Source organism: Acinetobacter higginsii (assembly GCF_000369845.1).
Taxonomy (GTDB): Bacteria; Pseudomonadota; Gammaproteobacteria; order Pseudomonadales; family Moraxellaceae; genus Acinetobacter; species Acinetobacter higginsii.
The window spans coordinates 184,599-203,366 of record NZ_KB850213.1; the positions used below are offsets into that span (position 1 = coordinate 184,599).

An 18,768-nucleotide genomic window follows, 5' to 3' on the forward strand; every position below is an offset into this window, starting at 1 on the left:
ACAGGCACTCAAAGAGAATACCAAAAACTTTAAATCTTGAAGCCCAATCAAGTTAACGGAGGCAGCAAGTTGTATTGCACAACTTGAAAATAAAAAATACGATTTATTTTACTATAAAAAATCAGCAAAAATCTGATGTTATTACATGAAACAAACAACATCATTTGATTGATAATATTTCAATTTCTGTCTTTTGATACGTCTTTATAAGGGCGTTTCTTGCGGTGTATCATCTATCTTGAGCAGGTGGAGTAAATTGTTCTTTTCTTGTTCGTTTAAATCCTGAATTTGTTGGAATAAATCATCGACTTTGCTGGTCAGTGGATCGGCTTGCAGCAAGGTTTGGGCTTGCACGGAATGTGCTGTTTCAGTCTGGGTGAGACCTTGATATAAATTTGAAAGCTGTTGTTGAGATGCCTCTAAATTGAGTTGGTAAACACCTTTTTGATCTAATTTTAAGCACTGGTAATGTAATGCATGCTCAAGCAAGGCATCTCGATTGCCTGTGACAATGATTTGTAGACGTGGAAAAGCTTGATGCAGACGCTCCAAAATTTCCGCACAGTGATTCTGATCGAGTTGATTATCAATTTGATCAATCAATAGAATCCCTTCACCTTCTAAGCAAGGATTAAAACAATGCTGATTCAGCAAGCAAAACCGACGACTAATGTCTCCAACTAATGCAATCCAAGTTTTGAGTGAAGCAGAGAGCTGTTGAAAAGGAATCAACTGATCGTGATAACGCACCATTAATTGTAACTTTGGCACATACTGAATATAAATATCGCTTAATTCAGGGAAAACCGTATGTAAGCTGTTTTTCAAAGCATAAAGATTGGGTGCAGAGAGTTGCTTCGGATGATTAATCAGTTCTTGTTGTAATTCTTGCAGTACTTCTGATTGATTTTGTTGATTAAAATCATTGCCCATCAAGCGTCTAACGATATGGGCTGAATGTGCATTTTCGACATCGCTGATTTCACGTAGCCACTCAAAAAAACGGGCAAACGTAGTATAGGGTACAGCAGTTAAATCGTAGGCCGAAATTTCCTGTAATGTCCCTGGGGTATTTTTGCTTTGTAAATTGATGTCTTGGACAAATCGTTCGGCAGGATAATAGGCAATCAGTGGAAGTCCGAATAAAGGATCTTGCAACCCCGTTTTTTGATAAAGCGTGACCATTTGATCAAGCTGTTGGGTCTCCACTTGGCTAATCCCAACGCCTTGACTGTTAAATGTTTTATAGAGTTTCCATGCACAAGTTTGCGTGTCGGTCTGTTGTGATGAACTACTTTCAGCCAAAGAGCCACTCAGTTCACCGCTCATTCGGACTTGAATTTGAATTTTTGCCTGTAAGCGATTCAGCATAATGTCTTGATCAGCAATCACCACGCCTGCAGTACGAATATCCTTATAGCGTGCAGAAAACCAAGTCAGGCTTTGATAGATATTTTTTAAAATCGTACTTTTGCCTGTGGCTTGATCACCCAAAATCAGGGTAATAGGAGAGCGCTCAGGTTGAAATTCGAGATTTAAATCCCGAAACATCCCGATGTGTTTAAATAGAACCGATTCAAGCTGCATAAGCTGACCTCAATCATAAGCGCTTTAACCTGCTGACTGACGAAGACTTGAGGGGGCGCACCGTTTTAATTGTTGTATTAAGTCGTATAAATGATGAATATTTAAACTTACTTTAGCACGCGTGCAGGCCACGTAAAGTAGTCTTAGCTCTTCATCTGTAATTTTATGTTCTAGTCCATTTATTTTAAATTGGTAATCGTCTTCGATATGCACACGATTCCATTCCAAACCTTTGGCTTTATGTGCCGTTGAAATCACATAATCGGCCTGTTCAATCGGGGTGATTTTTGCCAGTGCCTTCTTAAGTGGATCAGTACCATGATCATCAACTAGCTTGACTAAGGGCTTGATATCACTGCCATCATTGGTTTCACAATATTCGTGTACATCATGCCAAGAGTTAAACCAAGCCAGCTCAGGAACATCGGTAATTCGTTTGCCTTGTTTCAATAAACTTGCTGCATCGACAAAACGACTTAGTTTCTGCTGGTCCGCTTGTAAGCCGACTTTATCACCATTGACGAGACCAGAGAGTAATAACTCCATGGCACGGGCGTTAGTCCGACAAAGGATTGCATCGCGCATCTTGGTATGCGGTTTATTCACCACACTTGATTTCTGGTTTGGATTCCCTAACAGGGGTACCGTTTCATTCAGCGCACCGAGTAAGCTGTTGGCGACATCTGCAATGGCATCGCCAAAACGAAAAGAGGTGGTTAAACGACTTTCAGGCAATGGCATTTGTTGCATGGCATTGATTGCTCCACGCCATGCGTAAATTTGTTGGTGTGCATCACCGACATAAATGACTTGGGTACTTTTCTGACGCAGTAAAATACCAAGCATCAGTGGATCGGCATCCTGTGCTTCATCAAACAACACATAATCCGCAGGAATATTTGGTTCTGATAAAGCCCAAAGCTTTAAGTAGATATCGTGTCCAATACCTGCTTGATGATTGGGATCAATTGATTCGAGCCAACGTCGTTCCACCGCCGGGTAGAGATGTTGTTGTAAGGCTTCGATATCGTCTAGATGTAACCAGCTCGGTGCTTGAATATGCCGAGGAGCTGGATACTGTGAACTGGTTGAGCAGAAGTAGCTCACGGCATTGGCAACTAAGCTGGCCAAACGACTTGGCATCAACACGTATTTTTCGTAACGCCCACCCATGAGGCGACGTAGCGTAATTGGCTCTAGACGGTATTCTTTGGCAATGAAGCTTGGGCTTAATCGTGGTAAGCGTAATTTGTCGGTCACGCCACGCGGTGCACTGCGAAATGCAAGCGAGTGAAAGGTTCGACAGTTTACATTGCCGTGAAATTTATTTTGTGCTTCTGAAGCGATGGCTTTGTTAAATGCCAAGTACATGCCACGCCGTTCAGGCATGGCATCGCTGATCATTTGCAGTGTTGTGGTTTTACCTGTGCCAGCATAGGCAATCACTTTAAAGGATTGACCGAGACGGGCATTGTCTATCGCAATGGCTTGCTCATAAGTGGCTTTGGGTTTTTCTATATTTGACACAGGCTCTGATTACGCTTCTTTGCTACGGTTAGCTTTTTCAACTAAACCTGATAAACCTTGACGACGTGCGAGTTCATCGAGAACCACTTGTGGCTCAAGATCGAAGTAACCCAACATCACAATACTATGGAACCATAAGTCAGCCACTTCATAAATCAGATCGTGTTTATTTTCCAGTGAAGCAAGCACGGCATAGTCTTTGGCAGCGATGATACTTTCAATACTTTCTTCGCCGACTTTTTCTGAAATTTTATTGATGCCTTTTTTGTACAGACTGGCGATATAAGAACTATCAGATTCAGCTGTTTTACGCTGTTGCATTAAGCGACCTAAATAGCTGAGTACATCGACTTGTTCACTTTGACCATGATCATGTGCTTCGGTTTTTGCTGCTGCACCATAAATAGCGGTTGGATCTTTGAGCTGAGCATCAACAATTTCCCAGCCTTGTGGCGTGAGTTTGCGATAGAAGCAAGACTCACGGCCAGTATGGCAGGCAATGCCGCCATGTTGTTCAATTTGTAAAATAATCACGTCGGCATCGCAATCCAGACGAATTTCATGCACGGTTTGAAAGTGTCCTGATTCTTCGCCCTTATGCCAGAGTTTTTGACGTGAACGTGAGTAATACACTGCCTGATTTTTTTCAGCCGTCAGTTGTAATGCCTCACGATTCATCCACGCAACCATTAACACTCGACCAGTTTGATGATGTTGTGCAATGGCAGGAACAAGACCATTGGAATCAAATTTAACTTCATCTAACCAGTTTGACATGAGTGAAAATCCATTGAGTGGAGAGCAGCTAGTGTAGCGGTTGTGGCAAGGGTTGGCTATGCTTGTTGGGTAAAAACATTTAAGAATGCGGACGAATATAGGTATTCATCAGCTGATTTTGTTCTTGTTTTAAAGAGGCAAAAGAGAGTGTAAAAAGTAGAATTGTGCTGTAGGGATAACTGGCCCAAAACCAAGCATTAATCAAGAAAAAACTCACGGCGATCAATAACCAAATTTTTAATAATATAAGCAAATATCTTTGCCTGATCGTCGCTAATAAAAGAAATGGGATACAGTCAAATAAAATGACCAACCAAAAATGAGGCCCTGATATTAATCTTCCGACTGAAGATTGAGGGCTCACTTGCCATTCAATGAGTTGATAGTGAAAATTTAGAAAACACAAAAAATTGGCAAGGCTGGGAAATAAAAACCAGCATCCTTTCCTGATCGCTTTGCCTTTATCTTGTCGATACAAAGCCCATAAAAAACTATATTTCATATTGAGCGTCTTATTTTTATTGATGAATTTTGATTTTCTTTAACTGTTGATATAGTTCGAAATTTCGATCAAGTTTTGATCAGGGTCTCGTAAATAGACCGATAAAATTTTCCCCATCGCACCCGTTCTTTCGATTGGACCTTCAATGATTTCAATTTGCTGTGCTTGGAGATGCGCAATCACTTCATTCAATGGCGTTTCCGCAATAAAGCACAGATCCGCTGAGCCCGCAGTCGGGTGAAGTGCTTTGGGTTCAAACTCTTTGCCCACTTGATGCAGATTGATTTTTTGATTGCCAAATTGCAGTGCTTTGCGATTTTCACCGAAATGAATGACCTCAAAATTCAGGGCTGATTGATAGAACTTACAAGTTGTCTCAATATCTGCAACGGTCAGAACCAAATGATCTAGATGACGAATTTTCATATTTCACTGTGCTCATTCATATTCAGGTAGTGATTCAGTTTTAGCATTGAAAACATGATCTTTCCCAGCATATTGCGCCACTTGTTGATAATCAAGTTGCTGAAACAGTCCTGTTTTTAAGCCTGAAATGGTGATTGCCATTTCTTTACGAAAATAGGGGATTTGATACATCCATGGGAAGGTTAGGTCTCGTAAGCCACCTGCCCACCAATGATCAGATTGATACAGTGGGGTGAGTAGACGACTTAAAAATTGATAGAACTGGGTCGAGGAACGCCGTTGTTGATGATAGTGCTGCCATAGGGCTGACCAATCAATTTGCTGATTTTGTTTTGCTGCGTGTAGTGACTGTGAAAAGGCCCATGCATCCAACAAAGCCATATTGGCGCCTTGTCCCAATTGTGGACTCATGGCATGGGCGGCGTCACCGATGACACCAATTCGACCTCGCCCAAATTGAGACATCACCACATCCCGATATTGAGCGGATAACCATTGTGGTTGATTGTATTCGTTTGAGATTAACTGTTTTAACCATTCTGCGACATCAGGCCAACGATCCGCCACCTGTTTTAACCATTGTTGTTTAGCCGACTCATCTTTTAAGAATGATTGTAGTTTTGAGGTTGGCAAACTCCAAAACACGCTAGAAAGTCGTTGCTGAGGTGCAGTTGGGATGGCACCCGTAGGCAACACGCCCATCATGATTTTAGAGCGATCATAAAACTGATGCAAAATTTCAGGATCGAGTGTTGGGCATTCAGTCACGATACTCCATGCAGCGCCCCATGGATAGGCCTGATCGACTTTCACCCATGCTTGAGGGCGTAATTGACTGCGTGCACCATTGGCAATCAATACAGCATCGAAGCAGGCATCAAAACTTTGTTGCTGCTGAGAACCGAATAGACGAACTTCATTTTGCTGTTCTTGAATACGTTCAATGCTATGACCCATTCGCCATGTCACATGACTGGCATATTCAGCCAGTTTGTGGGTCAGCACATGACATAAAGTAGCGCGATGAATACCGAGGCCATAGAGATTATGGCCTGCTTGATGATAGTGACTATTCACTAGCAGGCGCTTATTGGGAAGTTGGCCTTCCAATCCTGTGACTTTGGCACCCAACTTTAAAGCATGCTCAAGCACACCGAGATGCTCAAACACGGCCAAGCCTGCAGGTTGCAGCAGTAAACCCGCACCGACGGGAGAAAGTTGATCCGCTTGTTCAAAAATGGTGACATGATTGCCTGCACGTGCAAGCAGGATTGCGGTTGCCAAGCCTGCTGTGCCAGCGCCAACAATGGCGAAATGAGGTGTTTTCATTATTTGTTCTTTTAAAGTGCTTATAGATCAGTCAATCATGATCTTAACTGATCTCGGTGATTTTTTTAAATAAAATCTATCGTGCTACAAGGTCCATGATCATCCTGCCGGTATTGAATGAATCTCAAATCGGATTATTTTAACTGATCTTTGCCTGTGGTCATCTTGATCAGGGTGCGATCTTTCTTGATATAGTGATGATAAAGTGCCGCACCTGCATGCCCTAAAATCAGTATCCAAATCAGCCATTTTCCAAGAACTTGCTTATGAATAAAATCAATCGGTTTCTCGAACTGTTCAAAACTGAGACCCATGCCTTGTGCCACCCAGCTCTGGAATAGAGTGGTATGTTCAAATTTCGGAATCTCAAACAAGAAGAAAAACTCAGTATTGACGCCTGTACCCAAATAACCTGTTAAAGGTGCAATGACCATAATGGCATATAGGGCAAAATGTCCTGCATGCGCTGCAAAGTTTGCCAAGGGGCTGGCAGGTTCTAAATGCGGCTGTGGATTGGTCAAACGCCAGATAATGCGCAGGCTAATAATCACGGCAATGCTGATACCGACAGAAAGATGAAGTTGTAAAGCCGTCCAGTTCTCAGGTGTGCCTTTTTCGGTAAACCACTGGCGGTAGTAAACACTACAGTAAGCAAGTAAAAACAGGATTGCGGTTGACCAGTGCAGCCATTTTGCAATCGAACCATAGTTATTGATGCTATTTCTTAAACTCACGCTTTTCTTCCTTTTAAATCTGTGTTGATGCACCTCAATGTTAGGTCGATGATCGTCTATCTATTTAAGGATGAAAAGTCTTTGCCTGAGGTGGACGGAAATCTTGCCTAAAATGTGATGGTTTTGCCGAAATTTCAGAAAGTGTTTAAATGGGCAAAAGGGGGGAGCTAAAAATGTTGCAGTTGCATAAAAGCAAAGGCCGTATCGATGGATACGGCCTTTGCTGTGTATATCTACTTATTATTTAGCAATGCGCCACAGTGCAATCAAGCTACTCAGTACAATCAGAATGACTGAGATAAACCATGGGCTAATAATCGCGATGGTTAACAAAATCAGCATCGTACTACCAAATATCCAGCTACGACGTTGCTGTTGTTGCATTTGTAAGCGCATTTGTTGAATTTCACGCAGTTGTTTGTCATGCCAAGCTGATTGGTTTTTTAGACCATTTAAGCTGTCAATCAATAAACCTGGAATATCTTGGGCGCCAAGTAACAGGTCCGGAATCTGTTGCCCCAGTTCTTTTACGTTTTTGACGGGGTTCATATTGGCTTTGACCCATTCGGTTAGAATCGGCTTTGCCAGTTTCCAGATATCCAGTTGAGGGTAGAGATCAGTCCCTAGACCTTCAACGTGTACCAGTGTTTTCAGCAATAACATCAACTGCGGTGGAATTTCCAAATGGAAGCGACGAGCAATATCCATCACTTGGATCAAAATGCCTGCAAAATCGAGTTGATCCATTGGTTTGGATACCATTGGACCAACGGTACGGCGCATTTCGCGTGATAATGCATCTTGATCTGTACCTGGTGGAATCCAGCCTGCTTGATGCACAATTTGAATCAATTGCATGAAGTTACTGTTCATCACCGCAAGTAGCATACGTGCAATCGTCATTTGATCGTGCTTAGACAACTCACCCATAATGGCACAGTCCAACGCGATAAAGCGTGGATTGCTTGGGTTAATGGTTTCGACAAAGACATTGCCAGGATGCATATCGGCATGGAAGAAGTTGTCACGGAACACTTGGGTGAAGAAAATGGTTAAGCCTTTTTCAGCCAGATCCGCACGATCCATACCTAAACGATCAAAGGTAGCAATATCCGAAATCGGGACACCGGTGATGCGTTCAGCCACCATCACGTCTTTACTGTCCATATAGACTTCTGGCACGTACATCATGCTTGAGCCAGTAAAATAGTGACGCATCCGGCGGGTGTTGTCTGCTTCCAGACTTAAATCAAGCTCATTTAATATGATTTGACGATAATCTTGAATAATTTCTGATAAATGCAGGGCACGCGCTGCTTCTAAACGATTTTCCAACCAATCGCCAAGCCAAGCTAGAATCTCAAAATCTTGTAAAATTTGACTGCGAATATCGGGGCGAGTGACTTTAACGACAACTTCACGACCATCATGCAACGCTGCTGTATGCACTTGAGCAATCGAAGCTGCGGCAAGCGGTTGCTCATCGAAGCGTGAGAATAAGGTTGATACATCTGCTTTGAGTGATTCTTGAATGCGCTGTTTGGCTAGCTGAGTGTCATACGGTTTGACGCGATCTTGCAATAACACCAGTTGTGATAATACTTCAGGTGGAATCAAATCACGGCGGGTAGATAGCAATTGGCCGAGTTTAATTGCTAAGGGACCCATATCCTCTAGGGCTTCTTTCAGCTTAAGCGGATTCTTTTTCTCACGACTTGACCAAGCTGCAGGATGCATTTTAATCAGGCTTAATGCATGACGAGCTTTTACTGGTAATTCTTCCGCAGGGAACAAGGTATCAAGGCGATAGTGTGCTGCAATACGCCAGAGTTCGAGTAACCGTGTAACATGCGGAATCATATAAAGTCTTACCTAGTCTTGTGTGGGTTGTTTGGTTGGATTGAATTGAGCATTGAGTTGTTGAAGCTTGGCTTCCAAACGATCAATTTCCTGATTGAGTTGGCGGGTCTCTCGATTGAGATCATCCATCTGCCAACGTGGGGCAAATAAACCGCTATCTTCTTTTAAGGCATCTTCAACGAAAAATAAATGACTTTGTAATGAACGTTTCAATTGCTTCGGTACATGTTGAATTTTACCCAACTCATGTGCCAATTGAGGGCCAATCCAAGGCGATAAATGCGCTGCGAGATCGGGCTCAGTCTGCTGCATAATTTTTTGAATATCTTGCAATAAGTGATAGTCACCTTGCAGTGGAATATTACCAATTTGATCCATATCACTGAGCAATAATTTAACCAGCTCAACTACATTTTCAACATGGAGTGTTGCAGTTGCATCCGTGATTTTATCTTGAGGATCAAACGGGCGTTGTTCAAAAATAGAAGAAGTTTGACTCTGTCCCGTCACGGTCGGTTCTAGGCGAACTCTATTTTCATCAAAAAACACATCAACCGAGAGTTGTGGACTATCGATCACAACACGTAATAATTGACCTTGTAACTGATTGATTTGAATACGAGTGATCGCATCCAAATCAATCACATGATGAATGATACGTTCGACTGCACCGAGTGCTAAAATCGACCACATATCTTAAACCTTAAAGTTTGAATCCGCGGTGAACAGCAACGATACCACCGGTTAAGTTGTGGTAATCACAGCTTTGGAAGCCCGCATTTTCCATCATACCTTTGAGGGTACGTTGGTCTGGATGCATACGAATTGATTCAGCAAGATATTTATAGCTTTCAGCATCATTGGCAACTAATTTGCCCATAATGGGTAATGCGGTGAATGAATAAAGATCGTAGAGCTTTGAAAATGGTTCAAATACAGGTTTAGAGAATTCGAGAATGAGTAAACGACCACCTGGCTTCAAGACACGGTACATGGCTTGGAGTGCTGCATCTTTATCGGTCACATTACGTAAACCAAAACTGATGGTTAATAAATCAAAACTGTTGTCTGCAAATGGCTCGAGCGTTTCAGCGTTGGCAAGCACGAAATCAACATTGGTACAGCCTGCATCAATGAGGCGATCACGACCAACATTTAACATTGATTCATTAATATCTGAAAGAACCACATGACCTTGTGGACCCACTTCACGGCTAAATACTTTTGCTAAATCACCTGTACCACCTGCGATATCCAGCACGTGTTGACCACGACGAACACCTGACATATTAATGGCAAAACGTTTCCAAATACGATGGATACCAAATGACATCAGGTCATTCATGATGTCGTATTTGCTAGCAACCGAGTGGAACACTTCTGCAACTTTTTGTGCTTTATCATCACTATTTACGGTTTGGTAACCAAAGTGTGTGGTTGCACCTACGTTGCCAGTGTTGGCGCCACGCGGTAAGTTATATTTTGGGATAGAAGTTGTTGAGGTCTGAGCTGCACCTTGTTGGATCGGTTGCTGTTGACCTTGTGGTGTGCCTTGTGGAAGGGGCGTGTTTAAGAAAGGGCTGACTTTGTCTGAACTTGGGTTTTGCTCAACTTCTGGGGTAGGCTGTTGGTTTTCGTTAGACATAGTTTTCTCCTAAACTTTCGCTCTAGCGGCACGAATCAGCAAGCATGATGACAGATTTTGTATTTTTTTACAGGCTTTCGCATGTAATTGTTATGAATAATATACAGAAAGTCACTTTCTCAAAAGTGTTTTTAATCGCGTTATTGATTTGAAAAATAGTGTGCTCTGAGCTACTTGAGAATAGCTCAGAACGTAAGACATGGACTAATTGCGGAATGGATTTGGGTGTCCTGCATGAACGCGATCAATGATCTCACGCTCTTTTTCAGTAAAGGTTTGAATGAACGCCGCTGCAGATTTCATTGGTTTCATTGCCGCAAAACCTTCTTGGATAAACTCATACATGCCATCAAAGTGGTATTTATGTGCCAAGCCTTTACACATTTTAAAGGTCGCATACATCATGGTTGAACGCATATATTTATCGAGTGTTACACCCAACTCATCGAGTAAACGCAATTGTTCATAACGTGCGTCACCTTGATCAAGTTTAACCAACGTATCGCGCATGATCTCATCGGTGAGTGGCGTATCGGCAGGATAGTCGGCTAATAACTGCTGTGCAACCTGTTCATCTAATTGAGTTGCCAACACAGCCAGACTAACGGATTTGGTTCCTGTCTTAATCCCATTTTCAGGCACAAACTTTTCGACTTTATGTGCGAATTTTAATAAACGTTCGATTTGTTGTGCTAGAGCATCAAAGTCGGGTCCACCATAAAGACGTTTGAGAAAATATTGGGCCATCAATTGATTTTCAGGGCGAGCAAAAAATTCTTGGTGAGTATGCGCAATACGCTCTTTCATCCAGGTTTGAACTTCATGTAAACGTTGTTCAAGCACAGCATCATTATGATAATTAAAAGCTTTGTATTGGAGTAATAGATCATCAAAGGCAGAGAGTTTTGACATATATAAACTTAATTAAAATGAAACAGTAAAATCATAGGCTGCATCATAACGGAGAACCATGACAGCATAAACTCTAAATGTTTAACAATTGGTCACTATAACAGTACACCTAAATGAATCTACAGAAACTGTACAAGGGTTTTTCTGGGATTAACTTAGTTTTGGCTATACTCATTTTTAATATTAATAATGAGCCGCTTAGAGCAATATATGAGTAAACAACAGCCAATATTTGAATTGCGTGATGAAGACGAACTTTCTTTAGAATTGATTGAAGCACAATACGCCTTAAAAAATAGCCGTGATAAGAAAAATGCTAAAAGTGTATTGGTTTTAGTGAGTGGAATTGAGCTGGCTGGTAAAGGTGAGGCGGTTAAACAATTACGAGAATGGTTAGATCCTCGCTATTTACGTGTGAAAGCGGATGCTCCTCAGCTCTTATCAAATAATCAAACCTTCTGGCAGTCTTATACCCGTTTTATTCCTGCGGAAGGGCAAATCGTGGTGATGTTTGGTAACTGGTATAGCGACCTTTTAACTACCGCAATGCATGTGTCCAACCCTTTGGATGAAAATTTGTTTGATGCTTATGTTGAGCAGATGCGAGCATTTGAACATGATCTGCAAAATAACCACGTTCATATCGTTAAAGTCTGGTTTGATTTATCTTGGAAATCGCTACAAAAGCGTTTGGATCAGATAGACGCTTCTGAGCAGCGTTGGCATAAATTACATGGTTTGGATTGGCGCAACAAAAAGCAGTACGACACCTTACAAGGTTTGAGTCAGCGCTTTACCGATGATTGGTATATTGTCGATGGTGAAGATGAAAAACATCGTGATCAATGTTTTGCTCAATATTTACTACAGACTTTGCAAGAGCTACCTGAGCATCAAACTAAAGTCACGCAGAAATGGCAGCAAGCTACGATCCCCAAGGCCTTACTTGAACCTGAACAAGCCAGTTTAGAAAAAGATGACTATAAAGAAGAGCTAAGTAAGCTCACCAAAAAAGTGGCAGATACCTTGCGTTATGACGAGCGTAAAGTGGTGATCGCCTTTGAAGGGATGGATGCGGCGGGTAAAGGTGGTGCGATTAAGCGCATCGTGAAAAAGCTCGACCCTAGAGAATATGAAATTCATACCATTGCAGCCCCTGAGCGTTATGAATTGCGCCGTCCTTATTTGTGGCGTTTCTGGAGCAAGTTGAATGATGGCGGCAAGATCACCATCTTTGACCGTACCTGGTATGGTCGAGTATTGGTTGAGCGGATTGAAGGTTTTGCTTCTACAGTTGAGTGGCAACGTGCTTATAACGAAATTAACCGCTTTGAAGAAAACTTAGTCGATAGCCAAACGGTGATTGTTAAAATTTGGCTGGCAATTAGTAAAGATGAGCAAGCGCTGCGTTTTAAAGCACGTGAACAAACACCACATAAACGTTTTAAAATTACTGAAGAAGATTGGCGTAACCGTGACAAATGGGATGATTATCTTAATGCCGCTGCAGATATGTTTAAACGAACCAATACGGATTATGCACCGTGGTATGTGATTGCAACCGATGATAAGTATTCAGCACGAATTGAAGTATTAAAAGCGATTCTAAAACAACTCAAGGCGGACTAATCTGCCTTGAGTTGCTGTTGCATTTAAATTAATTGTTATTTGCCAATTGTGGCGCTGTACGCGGTTGTTGGCGGAAAACAATTAAGGTGGCAATCAAACTGGTGATCGCAGCAAACATTAACCAGAAGGCTGGCATACTTTTATTGCCTGATGTTTGTACCAGAAAGGTAGCAATCATTGGGGTCAGACCACCAAAAATAGAGGTGGCGAAGCTATAGGCAACCGAGAATCCTGCAATTCGCACTGAACTTGGCATCATTTCGGCCAGAGAAACCACCAAAGCACCATTATAGAAGCTATACAGTAATGAGAACCACAATAACACCATCAACATATGTGACAGGCTAATGGTATGCGTCAGCCAAGTCAGTAGTGGATAGGCACTGATAAAAATTAAGACTGTGGTGGTGATTAAAAGCGGTTTTCGACCAAACTTATCTGAGAGATGTCCACCAATAGGCAACAGGATAAAGTTACTCACACCGACCATAATGGTGGCAATCAAACTTTCTGCACGGGTTAGATTCAAGACTTCTTTGCCGTAGGTTGGAGTGTAGACGGTAATGAAATAAAACATGGTGGTGGTGGTCGCCACCATACACACACCCGCCAATACAATTTTCCAGTTTGCCGCTAAGGTACTCAGAATCTGTCGTGTCGTTGGATGCTCTTTACGAGAGGCGAAGGCTTCTGTTTCAACCAGTGACTTACGCAACCAGAAAATAAAGGGGATGATGGCACAGCCAACAAAGAATGGAATTCGCCAAGCCCACGCATCGACCTGAGCTTTGGTGAACACCACACTGACGATATAACCTAAAATGGCAGCAAAAATCACCGCAACTTGCTGACTTGCTGATTGCCAACTGGTAATAAAGCCACGGTTATGCGGTTCCGCAATCTCGGCTAAATAAACTGAAACACCCCCTAGTTCAACCCCCGCAGAGAAGCCCTGAGCTAGACGTCCCACGAAAATCAACACGGTTGCGGCAAAGCCAATACTGGTGTAACTCGGTGTGAAGGCAATGATTAATGAACCGAAGGCCATAATACTCAGGGTCACCATCAGGCCACGCCGACGACCAATACGATCGACATAAGGGCCAAGCACCAGGGCGCCGATTGGCCGCATCAGAAAACTGACGGCAAATACGAGGAAGGTTTTCATCAGCGCGGCATAGCTGCTGTCTGAATGGAAAAAGGTTTCACCTATGGCTTGTGCGTAGAGTCCGAACAGGAAGAAGTCGTATTGTTCAAGGAAGTTCCCGCTGGTCACGTTGAAAATTGAACGGACCCGAGAAGGAGATTGGCTAGTTTGCACAACGACGCTCCATCATCTATTTATCATCGAGATGTGGAGGTTAAAAATACAATCTTTATCAAAGCTTAAAAAATTAAGTGAATATTAACGTATTTGTGTGGTTTTTTTATGGATCTGTTGCATCACTGTAAACATCTTCATTTTACAATGATGCAGAAGACGGGCAGGTCGAATTAACCATTGTAACTTTAAGCTACAATGCTACTGCGACTTTTTTGCTGAATACGCTTGGCAAGGTTATAGCAATCTTGTACATGCGCTTCGGTAATTTTACGCATCATGAAATAGCCTAAACTGGCTGCAACAAGTTGCCCGCCTAAAGGAATAAATTTAGTCACTTGTTTAGTGGCGATTTTGGTGAAAAAACCATTAAATGATTTTTTCATGGCAGTACGTGCCACCACAAAACCTGAAAACTCAAAACCACGTTTACGTAATTCATCCCAGTGAACTTTTTTGGTTTCAGGATCATAAACACTGATATGTTCAGGAGCGAGACCAAAGCGGGCATTAATATAGGGGATTACTTGTGTCAGCATCCCCAAGTCCACCACAACATCAAAAAATGGAATCGGTACAATCGCTGCACCCGCTGACCAATAGGCACGTTTCTTGGCCAGTTCCAGACATTCTTCACGAATCTGTTCCAAGTTTAGGCTTGGATCAATGGAATCAGGAATTTTTTCAATTTTCATAAAGTTATACCTAAAGTCTATCCCTTGATACTACATTCAATCGCATGGCAGGGTGAATTTCAAAACAATTTTTTTATTTCCTTGTGTGTTTAGCGTGACATAGTGATTTGAAGTTGTATAGTGATGAATATGTACGATTTTGTGCAACTAAATGATCGTTTTGTGATGAGGTTATATTAACGCATGGGGATTCATGTTATTCAAAGTCAACGCCTTGACGTATTATTACAAGGTGTGATGGCATCAATTACCCAACCGAGTACGACACCCTTTCAGGTGTTTAAAACCCAGCATTTTATTGTCCCGAGTCCTGCACAAGAACAATGGTTGACGCAAAAAATTGCCGAACAACAAGGCATGACCGCCAACTATCAATTTCACCAACGCATTCGTGGTTTTCAATGGTATGCCTACCAACAAGTTTTGGAAAATAAAGAGCAAGTGCGGAAAGCCAATATTCCGCGTTTGATTTTAAAGTGGCGTATTCATCAAGCCTTACAGCCTTTTATTCAACCCGAACAGAATACTGTTGCGGATGAGCACCCTTTATATTCAATTGTGCAACGGATTTATGCCAGTGCCGATCAACTGCAAAAAGGCACTGAAAAACAAATTAAAAAACAGAGCATGTTGTATTGGGTTGCGGAGCAGGTTTCACAACTGTTTAACAACTACATGATTTATCGCGGTCATTGTCAACGCGGCTGCCAAAGCAATTGTACTTGTGCAGGGAATTGGCTAGCGATTTGGGGACAGAACAAAGCCTTAAATATCGAACAATTGATTGCTCAAACAGATCAACAAACTTCAGCCTTTAGCTTACAACAAACCGAACAATTAGAAGCTTGGCAGCGTTGGTTGTGGCAAAACTACTTTCATGATGATTTTGTTGAAATACAAAGCATTGATGCTGATTTCTGGCAGCTTCTAGACAATCAGCAGACACGATCACGAGCTTTAGCACAATTGCCGAGTCAGGTGGTTGTATTTACGATTTTAGATTTACCACCGAGCCAACTGCAATTTTTACGTCGTTTGGGGCAGTATCTGGATGTGGTGATTCTGCACTATAACCCATCGCAGGAATATTGGGCCGACAGTGTCGATCCACTCTGGAAAAAGCGTTATGACCTTGGCGTGAAAGAGCGCTATATCGCCAAACATCCCCATGCCAGTGATGTAGACATTGCAGCATTCTTCGACAGTTTTAGTCTGGGGTTTAATGCCTTAAATCGAGAGTCTCGGCATCCCTTACTGACACGTTTAGGTAAGCAAGCGCGTGATCATTTTTCCCTGTTATCACAACTGGCAACAGGAGAAGAGGGTAAATGGGTCGATGCCTTTGTAGAACAGTTTCCTGAAACGCTACTCGGTAAAATTCAGTCGGATATTTTCTATTTAGCTGAACCTCAGCCCCAGCAATATGAACTTGCACCTGAGGATGAATCAATTCAGATCCATGTTTGCCATTCCAGTGTACGACAGCTCGAAGTCTTAAAAGAGCAGTTGCTGCATTGGCTGTCTCAAACAGATACGACACCGCGTCGCCCAAGTGATGTGCTGGTTTTGACCCCGAATCTAGCCGAGCTTGAGCCTTTAATTCGCAGTGTCTTTCCTGCAGTTGCAAATGAACATGAAGTCTTTTTACCCGTTAAAATAGCAGGGGTGGCGCAGTTAGATGCCTTAAATGCATGGCGTGCTGTACTTGGACGCTTGCAATTGACACAAGGTCGTTTTACGCAGGATGATTTTGCTGATTGGCTCAATCTTTCCGCGACGCAACAACGTTATGGGCTAGATTATACGCAGGCACAACGGATTTTGAGTTTACTCGATGATGCTGGCTTTAAGCGTGGTTTGGATGCTGAACATTTAAAACAAACGCTCAGTGATGACGATCAAGACTATCGTTATAGTTTTAAATTTGCCCTCGATCGTTTGGCGCTTGGGATTGCCGTGCCTGCCCATGTGATGGTGCAGGAGATGCTCAGTTATGCCTTGGTACAGCCAAGTGATTTTGAACTGATTGGGATTCTGATTCAGATCTATCGCGATTTAGCGCTTCGACGTGATTGGCTGCTGGCACATGAACAAGGCCAACGTTTGCCGGTCGAGTTTTGGCTACAGCGCATCAAACAGGATGTGCAAGAGTTTGAGCAAGCCGATGTGGTTGCTTTAAAAGCAATTCGTGAAATTATTCAGAAACAAGAACGGATGCTGACCTTGGCCAGCTACTACGAAGATGCTGAAACACAGTTGCGCCAAATTTCTTTACCATTGCCTTATATCATCGAAGAAATTCAACGTGCTTTAGAAAGCCAGTCCGCACAAGTTGAACCGACAGGACAAATTACCTTTAGTCAGATTGGACAGATTCGCCCGATTCCTTATCGGCTGATTGTGTTGCTGAACCTGGATACAGGCAAATTTCCAAATCGGGACAGTCATATTCCGTTTGATTTGATGGATGCACTGCGTCAGCAATTGGGTGATCGTTCTCGTTTGGAGGATGATCAGGGGGCATTTTTGGATGCCATCTTATTAGCACAAGAACAGGTTTGGCTGTTTTATAATGGCTTTGATCTCAATGATGGCGAAGTCAGAGAGCCATCCAGTGTGTTGCAGGGGTTCCGTGATCATTTGGCTTTGATTGTAAAACCGACGAGCAGCGAAGATGGCCCTCCTTTAGCCGAAGTGGATCTAGCCGGATTAGATGCTTTGCAAGTCCCGGCACAGCTTTATCCGTTGTATCATTTACATCGTTTACAACCGTTCGATCCACTCGGCTTTGTTTCGGATCGACCTGTGCGCTTCCAAGACCAATGGTTTAAGGTCGCGTCACAAATTCAGCAAGTCAAAGGTGAGCGGCAGGCGTGGGCCAATACCGCCTATCCTGTTGAACAAAATGAAATGATTATTTTGGAGAGTCAGCAATGGATTCAAGATATCAGTTTCCCTGCGCGGCTGTATTTAAAGACCTTAGGTGTGGAAAATTTAATAGCAAAAGAATTGGCCGATCAAGCTGAACCATTATTACTCGATGGTCTCGGTAAATATGCCATTCGGCATTTTTTACAGCAGCAGGATGACCAGCTCTCTCCAAGTCTGTTGCAAGATCAGTTGCCCGTTGGCAAAGTTCAGCACAGTGCTTGGCAGCAAAGTCGCTTAGAGCAGCAACGCTTGTTGGAGCGCTTGCAGCAGTATGCCCCAGCACCAACTGAAACCACACAACGGGTTTGGCGGGTCTCGAAACAATTACAAATCGCCTGTGTGACCCCGAAACAATTGACTCAAGATTGGGTCAGTTTGGAGGCGTCAAGTGCACGTGCCAAGCGCTTTGCCAGAGTCTGGCTGGAATATCTGCTTTGGTTGGTGCTAATCAATAGTGACGCTGCTACAGAGAAGCGTCGAATTGTAGTGTTTAGCGATCAGACCGTGATTTGTGAAGGCCTAAGTTCACAACAGGCACAGCATTATTTAAAGGCATGGTTACAGCTTTGGCACGATGCACAGCAGCAGCCTGTGGTCTTGCCTGCTGCCTTAGTGTTAAAGCCTTTAGAAAAGGGCAAACAATATGAATGGATTGAGCTGGATTCAACTCAGGTGTTAACTGAAGAGAGTCAAAAGCAAGTATTGAAAGACTGGAATGATACGGGTGATTTCTCGGGTTTTGATATGACCCAGAATGAGGCCTGTAAATTGCACCGCGATTGGCAGTTTATTTTGCAAGAGCAAGATGCAACTGCTTTATTACAGTATGCCTGTGATCATTATTCCTTTGCTTTATATCAACCGATTTTTGAATTTTTACGGGTGGAGTAAGA

15 protein-coding genes are annotated in these 18,768 nt (G+C 42.7%); 2 read left to right on the forward strand and 13 right to left on the reverse strand.

The features are described 5' to 3' along the window. Positions 1-204: 204 nt before the first annotated feature. From F885_RS13090 to F885_RS13040, 11 genes are all read right to left on the reverse strand, one after another. Positions 205-1,587, reverse strand: coding sequence for an AAA family ATPase (locus F885_RS13090; RefSeq protein WP_005314966.1), 1,383 nt, complete (start codon positions 1,585-1,587; stop codon positions 205-207). A gap of 24 nt (positions 1,588-1,611) precedes the next feature. Then, the gene (locus tag F885_RS13085) at positions 1,612-3,114 is read right to left on the reverse strand and encodes a UvrD-helicase domain-containing protein (protein WP_005314969.1); all 1,503 of its coding nucleotides are present in this window, start codon (positions 3,112-3,114) and stop codon (positions 1,612-1,614) included. Between the two features lie 9 nt (positions 3,115-3,123). Beyond that, on the reverse strand, positions 3,124-3,891 hold the full coding sequence (gene hisIE / locus F885_RS13080; RefSeq protein ID WP_005314971.1) for a bifunctional phosphoribosyl-AMP cyclohydrolase/phosphoribosyl-ATP diphosphatase HisIE: 768 nt from the start codon (positions 3,889-3,891) through the stop codon (positions 3,124-3,126). Between the two features lie 79 nt (positions 3,892-3,970). Beyond that, the gene (locus F885_RS13075) at positions 3,971-4,393 is read right to left on the reverse strand and encodes a hypothetical protein (RefSeq protein ID WP_005314975.1); all 423 of its coding nucleotides are present in this window, start codon (positions 4,391-4,393) and stop codon (positions 3,971-3,973) included. 39 nt (positions 4,394-4,432) lie between these two features. Beyond that, complete coding sequence (locus F885_RS13070) at positions 4,433-4,819, reverse strand: VOC family protein (protein ID WP_005314977.1); 387 nt, start codon at positions 4,817-4,819, stop codon at positions 4,433-4,435. Positions 4,820-4,831: 12 nt separating this feature from the next. Then, complete coding sequence (locus F885_RS13065; RefSeq protein WP_005314979.1) at positions 4,832-6,148, reverse strand: FAD-dependent oxidoreductase; 1,317 nt, start codon at positions 6,146-6,148, stop codon at positions 4,832-4,834. A 134-nt stretch (positions 6,149-6,282) separates the two neighbouring features. Beyond that, entirely contained in the window at positions 6,283-6,882 is a 600-nt protein-coding gene (locus F885_RS13060) for a cytochrome b (RefSeq protein ID WP_005314980.1), read from the reverse strand. Positions 6,883-7,122: 240 nt separating this feature from the next. Further along, the gene (locus tag F885_RS13055) at positions 7,123-8,742 is read right to left on the reverse strand and encodes an ABC1 kinase family protein (RefSeq protein WP_004802347.1); all 1,620 of its coding nucleotides are present in this window, start codon (positions 8,740-8,742) and stop codon (positions 7,123-7,125) included. 12 nt (positions 8,743-8,754) lie between these two features. Then, positions 8,755-9,435 carry a ubiquinone biosynthesis accessory factor UbiJ gene (locus F885_RS13050; protein ID WP_004802349.1) on the reverse strand — a complete coding sequence of 227 codons (681 nt, stop codon included), beginning with the start codon at positions 9,433-9,435 and terminating at the stop codon, positions 8,755-8,757. Between the two features lie 10 nt (positions 9,436-9,445). Then, complete coding sequence (gene ubiE / locus F885_RS13045) at positions 9,446-10,387, reverse strand: bifunctional demethylmenaquinone methyltransferase/2-methoxy-6-polyprenyl-1,4-benzoquinol methylase UbiE (RefSeq protein WP_005314987.1); 942 nt, start codon at positions 10,385-10,387, stop codon at positions 9,446-9,448. A 204-nt stretch (positions 10,388-10,591) separates the two neighbouring features. Next, entirely contained in the window at positions 10,592-11,299 is a 708-nt protein-coding gene (locus F885_RS13040; protein ID WP_005314990.1) for a DUF8198 family protein, read from the reverse strand. Between the two features lie 210 nt (positions 11,300-11,509). Between F885_RS13040 and pap the strand changes: the two genes are divergently transcribed. Then, on the forward strand, positions 11,510-12,928 hold the full coding sequence (gene pap / locus F885_RS13035; RefSeq protein ID WP_005314992.1) for a polyphosphate:AMP phosphotransferase: 1,419 nt from the start codon (positions 11,510-11,512) through the stop codon (positions 12,926-12,928). 28 nt (positions 12,929-12,956) lie between these two features. On the opposite strand, the gene tcuC is transcribed toward pap, so the two are convergent. Beyond that, complete coding sequence (gene tcuC / locus F885_RS13030; protein WP_005314994.1) at positions 12,957-14,249, reverse strand: MFS transporter; 1,293 nt, start codon at positions 14,247-14,249, stop codon at positions 12,957-12,959. Between the two features lie 188 nt (positions 14,250-14,437). Continuing rightward, a complete protein-coding gene (locus F885_RS13025; protein WP_005314996.1) occupies positions 14,438-14,944 on the reverse strand; it encodes a hypothetical protein in 507 nt (168 codons plus the stop codon). Positions 14,945-15,127: 183 nt separating this feature from the next. Here F885_RS13025 and F885_RS13020 point away from each other — a divergent pair, with 183 nt between their 5' ends. After that, entirely contained in the window at positions 15,128-18,766 is a 3,639-nt protein-coding gene (locus tag F885_RS13020) for an exodeoxyribonuclease V subunit gamma (protein ID WP_005314999.1), read from the forward strand. The last annotated feature ends 2 nt before the right edge of the window (positions 18,767-18,768 follow it).

Coding starts and splice junctions, on each gene's coding strand:
- F885_RS13090 (WP_005314966.1), bottom strand. CDS start 1,587: ATGCAGCTTGAATCGGTTCTATTTAAACACATCGGGATGTTTCGGGAT.
- F885_RS13070 (WP_005314977.1), bottom strand. CDS start 4,819: ATGAAAATTCGTCATCTAGATCATTTGGTTCTGACCGTTGCAGATATT.
- F885_RS13025 (WP_005314996.1), bottom strand. CDS start 14,944: ATGAAAATTGAAAAAATTCCTGATTCCATTGATCCAAGCCTAAACTTG.
- F885_RS13040 (WP_005314990.1), bottom strand. CDS start 11,299: ATGTCAAAACTCTCTGCCTTTGATGATCTATTACTCCAATACAAAGCT.
- F885_RS13050 (WP_004802349.1), bottom strand. CDS start 9,435: ATGTGGTCGATTTTAGCACTCGGTGCAGTCGAACGTATCATTCATCAT.
- F885_RS13020 (WP_005314999.1), top strand. CDS start 15,128: ATGGGGATTCATGTTATTCAAAGTCAACGCCTTGACGTATTATTACAA.
- F885_RS13055 (WP_004802347.1), bottom strand. CDS start 8,742: ATGATTCCGCATGTTACACGGTTACTCGAACTCTGGCGTATTGCAGCA.
- hisIE (WP_005314971.1), bottom strand. CDS start 3,891: ATGTCAAACTGGTTAGATGAAGTTAAATTTGATTCCAATGGTCTTGTT.
- pap (WP_005314992.1), top strand. CDS start 11,510: ATGAGTAAACAACAGCCAATATTTGAATTGCGTGATGAAGACGAACTT.
- F885_RS13075 (WP_005314975.1), bottom strand. CDS start 4,393: ATGAAATATAGTTTTTTATGGGCTTTGTATCGACAAGATAAAGGCAAA.
- F885_RS13065 (WP_005314979.1), bottom strand. CDS start 6,148: ATGAAAACACCTCATTTCGCCATTGTTGGCGCTGGCACAGCAGGCTTG.
- ubiE (WP_005314987.1), bottom strand. CDS start 10,387: ATGTCTAACGAAAACCAACAGCCTACCCCAGAAGTTGAGCAAAACCCA.